This is a genomic window from Mangrovibacterium sp. (assembly GCF_059905295.1).
Genome location: NZ_JBZQJF010000227.1, coordinates 23,473 through 29,578 on the forward strand (window position 1 = coordinate 23,473; position 6,106 = coordinate 29,578).

At 44.3% G+C, this 6,106-nt stretch carries 4 protein-coding genes and 3 tRNA genes; 4 read left to right on the top strand and 3 right to left on the bottom strand.

Going from position 1 to position 6,106, the window contains the following annotated elements:
* Positions 1 to 35: 35 nt before the first annotated feature.
* A tRNA-Trp gene (locus AC37HE_RS12000) sits at positions 36 to 108 on the bottom strand.
* Positions 109 to 429: 321 nt separating this feature from the next.
* On the opposite strand from AC37HE_RS12000, the gene AC37HE_RS12005 reads away from it, so the two are divergent.
* Complete coding sequence (locus tag AC37HE_RS12005; RefSeq protein ID WP_500783088.1) at positions 430 to 1,788, top strand: rhamnogalacturonidase; 1,359 nt, start codon at positions 430 to 432, stop codon at positions 1,786 to 1,788.
* 283 nt (positions 1,789 to 2,071) lie between these two features.
* Here the strand turns inward: AC37HE_RS12005 and AC37HE_RS12010 are convergent.
* Together AC37HE_RS12010 and AC37HE_RS12015 are read right to left on the bottom strand one after the other, a co-directional pair.
* Positions 2,072 to 2,156: transfer RNA gene (locus tag AC37HE_RS12010), tRNA-Ser, on the bottom strand.
* 170 nt (positions 2,157 to 2,326) lie between these two features.
* A tRNA-Ser gene (locus AC37HE_RS12015) sits at positions 2,327 to 2,411 on the bottom strand.
* A 275-nt stretch (positions 2,412 to 2,686) separates the two neighbouring features.
* Between AC37HE_RS12015 and AC37HE_RS12020 the strand changes: the two genes are divergently transcribed.
* From AC37HE_RS12020 to AC37HE_RS12030, 3 genes are all read left to right on the top strand, one after another.
* On the top strand, positions 2,687 to 2,956 hold the full coding sequence (locus tag AC37HE_RS12020) for an HU family DNA-binding protein (RefSeq protein ID WP_500783089.1): 270 nt from the start codon (positions 2,687 to 2,689) through the stop codon (positions 2,954 to 2,956).
* Positions 2,957 to 3,040: 84 nt separating this feature from the next.
* Positions 3,041 to 3,733 carry a TrmH family RNA methyltransferase gene (locus AC37HE_RS12025; protein ID WP_500783090.1) on the top strand — a complete coding sequence of 231 codons (693 nt, stop codon included), beginning with the start codon at positions 3,041 to 3,043 and terminating at the stop codon, positions 3,731 to 3,733.
* A 67-nt stretch (positions 3,734 to 3,800) separates the two neighbouring features.
* Positions 3,801 to 5,744: a dipeptidyl-peptidase 3 family protein gene (locus tag AC37HE_RS12030; protein WP_500783091.1), complete on the top strand. Its 1,944-nt coding sequence runs from the start codon at positions 3,801 to 3,803 to the stop codon at positions 5,742 to 5,744.
* The last annotated feature ends 362 nt before the right edge of the window (positions 5,745 to 6,106 follow it).

Sequence of the window (6,106 nt, forward strand, 5' to 3'; positions counted from 1 at the left end):
GGGCAAAAAAAAAGCTGTCCGATTGGACAGCTTTGCACGGGAGGAGCGACTCGAACGCCCGACACCTGGTTTTGGAGACCAGTGCTCTACCAACTGAGCTACACCCGTTTCTCAATTGCGAGTGCAAATATAATAATAAGTTCTAAACAACCTAATAATATTTTGCGGTGAGCGGCTCATTTTTGACGGATGAAATGATAAGCTTTTGAATTTCAGATTTAATCCTGAAAAACTTTTTTTTGCTTTGCTGAGATTTCCCCTATGGCAGTGTAAATCGGCCGCAGGGTAGGTGATTCCACTAACTTGGAAATGCTTTTCTTTTATTACAAATCCGTTCGATTCACCATAATTCTTTTTGAAGACCGGTAAGTATTACTATTTTTGCTTCAGTCATTAGACTGCTACTATTAACTACAATTACGAAAAAAGATGAAACGATTGACTCGGATGACTGTTAAATCAGTTATTGGCTTGTTAGCCTGCGCTTTGTTCGCTTTCAGCTCGTGCCAAGAAAAGAAAGCGACAAGTTCAAACACATTCCCTGACGGAACCCCAATTCCTGCGTGGTTCTCAGATACAACAAAAATAGATCCGTCAACTTTAGGTAAATGGTATTCAATTGCCGACTATGGTGCAATTGCTGATGATTCAACGATGAACACAGTCGCCATTCAAAACCTAATTGATACTGTTTCTGCCAATGGCGGTGGTGTTATTGTTGTGCCTGAAGGTACTTTTAAAAGTGGTGCTATCTTCTTCAAACCGGGAACACATTTACATGTTCAAAAAGGAGGAATGCTGAAAGGATCGGATGATATTGCTGATTACCCAATTATGCCATCGCGTATGGAAGGGCAGAATCTGGATTATTATCCCGCTTTGGTAAATGCCTACAATGTAAATGGATTTACAATTACCGGTGAAGGAACGATTGATGGTAACGGATTGAAATATTGGGAAGCTTTTTGGCAGCGCCGCAAGGAGAATCCTAAATGTACAAACCTGGAGGTTTCCCGCCCACGCCTTGTATTTATTTGGGGATGTGATAGCGTGCAGTTGCAGGATGTGAGATTGCATAACTCCGGCTTCTGGACAACTCACCTCTACAAGTGTAATTACGCCAAGCTTTTGGATCTGGATATTTTTGCACCTAAAGAACCAGTTCCAGCGCCAAGTTCCGATGCGCTTGACTTGGATGTGTGTTCAAATATTCTGGTGAGAGGTTGCTATATGTCGGTTAACGATGATGCGATTGCCATGAAAGGTGGAAAAGGGCCCTATGCTGACGAAGACCCGAATAACGGGCCGAATGAAAATATCCTGATCGAGAACAATACTTATGGCTTTTGTCACTCTACCTTTACCTGTGGAAGTGAGTCAATACATACGAAAAATGTCTTGGTGCGCAACTGTACTGTTGAAGGTGTAAGTCGGGTAATCTTTTTGAAGATGCGTCCTGATACCCCTCAGAAGTACGAATATATTACGATGGATAATATTTCGGGAACTGCCCGCACTTGTATTTATATTCGTCCATGGAGACAGTTTTACGACTTGCAGGGACGAGAAACACCGCCGATCTCTTCTTCAGAGCATATCACATTTAAGAATTTCAATATTAAATGTGAGAAATTTGCAGAAGTTGGCATCACTGAATACGATCGATTGTCGGATATTACCTTGGAAAATATGACAATTGAAGCGGGTAGTGCCAATTTGGATACGTCAATAATCAAAAATTTGGTTGTGAAAAATGTGACTGTAAACGGAAAACCGTTTTTGCAATAGACCAATTGGTAAAATGTATATGCGGCAGGCTGTCTTTTTTTAGGCAGCCTGCTTTGCTTATAGGGGATTTTGATATTCGGCCTAGTCTATTCCTATTCCTCAGGTTTAAGTATAGAATAGGAAGGCTTAAGGGCCTTTATTGCATTTGTATCTCCGGTTTTGGATGATGGATTGTAAATCCGGAAAGAGTCGTGTTGAAATTAGTCGATCCGGCTTTGGTTTTTGTCCGAATAGATAAGTGGGAATAATAAAAAAGCCGAAGCAATGCTGCTTCGGCTTTTTGCGGAGAGAGAGGGATTCGAACCCCCGGATCCGTGAAGATCAACGGTTTTCAAGACCGCCGCATTCGACCACTCTGCCATCTCTCCGTGATCGTGGCGACAAAAGTATACGAATTTTTTAAAGTGCAAAAATATCGGCTGAAAAAAATGAAATAAAATTTTCAGCTGTTTTGGTGCCCAGATTTTGGTTGGAGGAAAGTTGGATTATGTAAGGGAGTAAAATAAAAAAGCCGAAGCAAAACTGCCTCGGCTTTCTGCGGAGAGAGAGGGATTCGAACCCCCGGATCCGTGAAGATCAACGGTTTTCAAGACCGCCGCATTCGACCACTCTGCCATCTCTCCGTGATCGTGGCGACAAAAGTATACGAATTTTTTTAAGCGCAAAAATTTTAGGGAAAAAATCACTTCTTTCTTGCTGAAAAAAAAGTCGGAATTGGTTTGCATATTTAAATGTTATTTTAGAATTTTATGAAACACAAAAAGCAACCTTCCTCAAAGTGTTGATTTTATTGAGGTTTTCGAGAAAAAGGTTGTATTTCTCAAAGAATAATTGTAACTATGTCAATAAACAAATAGTAAGTAATCAGTTTATTTTTTAACCCTAAACATGTTTTCCTATGAACAAAGCTCAATTAATTGACGCCATTTCTGAAAAGGCAGGCTTGACTAAGGCTGACTCAAAAAAAGCACTTGATGCATTTATCGCATCTACAACTGACGCTTTAAAAGATGGTGACCGTGTTGCCTTAATTGGTTTCGGATCTTTCTCAGTTTCTACGCGTAGTGCCAGAACCGGCAGAAACCCGCAATCAGGCGCACCTATTGAAATCCCGGAAAAGAAAGTTGTAAAATTCAAACCAGGTGCTGAATTGGAAGACGCAATCTAGACTTTTTAGATAGAAAGAGATTGGAAAGGGAGGCTTTTTAGCTTCCCTTTTTTATTTTTGTCAGCTCAACAAGTTTTCTTAAAAATGGATTATCAACTGGTTAACTACCTTTCTGAATTTATCACCGATGAACGTAACGAACTATTTGATCGCATTCTGGATCAGCGAACCCGGTATTTGACGATTGTGCTGGAAAATATTTATCAGCCGCAAAATGCCAGTGCTGCGATGCGTTCTGTTGATTGCTTTGGATTGCAGGATGCTCATGTAATTGAAAACAGCAACGATTTTGAGGTGGACCGGGAAGTGGCAATGGGTGCTACGAAATGGTTAAACGTAAAACGATATAACCAGAAGGATAATAACAGTCGGGAAGCTATTCGTAAGTTACGGGAACAAGGCTATCGGATTGTGGCAACAACGCCGCATGAGGGAGATACCAACCTGGAAGATTTTGATTTGACAAAAGGGAAAACAGCCTTGATCTTTGGAACGGAGCTTACCGGTATTACAGATGTCGTGAAGGATGAGGCTGATGAATTTCTGAAAATTCCGATGCATGGTTTTACTGAAAGTTTCAACATTTCGGTTTCGGCATCTGTTATTTTGCATCATCTGACCTGGAAGTTGCGGAATGATTCAAGCATCGACTGGAAGCTGACAGATGAAGAAAAAGCTGAAATTAAGCTGAGCTGGCTTCGGCGTAGCATCAAATCGTCGGATTTGATTGAAGAGGAATATTACGCCAAACAGCGTGGTGAGGCCGAGAGTCGATAAAACTGAAGCAATTGAGCGGCTAATAGACGCTTGCCGGGCTGGGATTTTTAAACTTGTAACTTTGAACTTGAAACTGATTATGAACGTATTTGTTGAAAAATTTGCCGATATAAAAATACTGCGTTACGAATTGCCGGGCTTCGAGAAGTTGAGCCTGCAGCAAAAACAGTACATTTATTACCTTGGACAAGCAGCCTTATGTGGCCGCGATATCCTGTTCGACCAAAACAACCGATGGAACCTGAAGATCCGCCAATTGCTGGAGACGGTTTACAAGACCTTTGACGGCGATCGTGAGTCGGAGGCGTTTAAAGCTGTTCACCTTTACCTGAAGCAGGTTTGGTTTGGCAACGGCATTCACCACCATTATTCGACCGAAAAGTTTAAGCCAGCATTGAGCCGTGAGGCTTTTGAACAATTGCTGAAGCAAGTAGACCTGGGTACTCTGAGCTTTGGTGACGAGCTGCCGCAAATCCTCAATGTTATCTTCAACCCGGAACTGGACGCGAAAGGCATCAGCCTCGATAGTAATAGCGACCTGTTGAAAGCTTCGGCTATGAACTATTACCAGAATGTAGCACAGGAAGAAGCGGAGCAGTTCTACGAAGCCAAGCGCAAAAGTATGCCGAAGCATGCCCCCTCGTTTGGATTGAATTCAACCCTTGTGAATGATGACGGGACCTTGAAGGAAGATATTTGGTTTACCGGTGGTAAATATGGAAAGGCTATTCAGCAGATTGTGATCTGGTTGAAAAAGGCAGCTGAATTTGCCGAAAACGAGCAACAAAAAGATGTCATTACAAAGCTGGTCGCTTATTACGAGACCGGCGACCTGACGTTGTTTGACGATTACAGCATTTCCTGGACCAACGAGAATGAAGGACTGGTTGATTTTGTGAACGGCTTCATCGAAATATACGGCGACCCACTGGGGATTAAAGCCAGCTGGGAGTCGATTGTGAACTACAAAGATCTGGAAGGCACCAAGCGGGCCATCATTCTATCTGAGAATGCTGGTTGGTTTGAAGCCAATTCACCGGTCGATCCGAAGTATAAAAAGACCGAGGTGAAAGGCGTTAGCGCCAAGGTAATCCATGTGGCTATGTTGGGGGGCGACTGTTACCCGGCCACCCCGATCGGAATTAACTTGCCAAACTCGGAGTGGATTCGCGAAGAATTTGGCTCCAAGTCGGTGACCATCGACAACATCACGCAGGCTTACTTCCAGGATTCGCTGGGGAATGGTATGCTTGAGGAGTTTGCCGGATCGGAGGTAGAGATGGAACGCGCCCGTCAGTTCGGGCAGCTGGCCGGCAATCTGCACACCGACCTGCATGAGTGTTTGGGCCATGGCTCTGGACGTATGCAGCCCGGTGTGAAGCCTGAAGACCTGAAGAATTACTATTCAACCCTGGAAGAAACCCGCGCCGATTTGTTTGCACTGTACTACATTGCCGACGAGAAACTGTTGGAACTAGGGCTGGTGCCATCCGTTGAAACCGGTAAAGCTGAGTTTGATGCATACCTGCGCAATGGCCTGATTACCCAGTTGACCCGTATCGAGTTGGGCAAAGATTTGGAGGAATCGCACATGCGTAATCGCCAGCTGATTGCCGGATGGGCCTACGAGCATGGCAAAGCCGATAAGGTGGTGGAGCTGATTCAACGGGAAGGCAAAACTTACGTACAGATTAACGATTACACCAAACTACGCGGGCTTTTTGGTCAGTTGTTGCAGGAAGTGCAGCGCATTAAATCGGAAGGTGACTATGTGGCTGCCAAAGACCTTGTTGAAACCTATGCGGTTAAGATAGATCGCGAGCTGCACCGGGAAGTGCTGGAGCGCTTCAAAAAGCTGAATATTGCTCCTTATGCCGGTTTCCTGAACCCGGAACTAAAGCTGGTTACCAATGCCGATGGTGAGGTGACCGATGTTACCGTGGAATACCAGTCGGACTATACTGCGCAGATGCTGCATTACAGCGACCAATTCGGATTCCTGGTGAAGTAACGACAGTCCGCGATGACATGCTGAGTTTATCCCAGGTTCTCTTTGCCGGTTTTCGGGCAATGTTGTAAAGCCGGGAGCTGTTCCATTGGAGGGATGACACAGTTTAATGAACATTCCCGAGCCACTTTCAAATCGAGACGCGGCAAGTCATTTCCATCAGGCGGGAGCTTCGGTACACGAGACGGCAATCAATCTACATGAGGCGGCAATCAATTTTTGCAAGGCGGCAAGTCATCTACATCATACGGCAACTCGTGTACACGAGGCGGCAATGCATTGGAGGGGTGCGCTGTTGGTTTGGTTCCGGATTAGCTGACAGTTTGTTGCACTTTTGCTGCGGTCAGTTTCTTCAGTTCATCTGA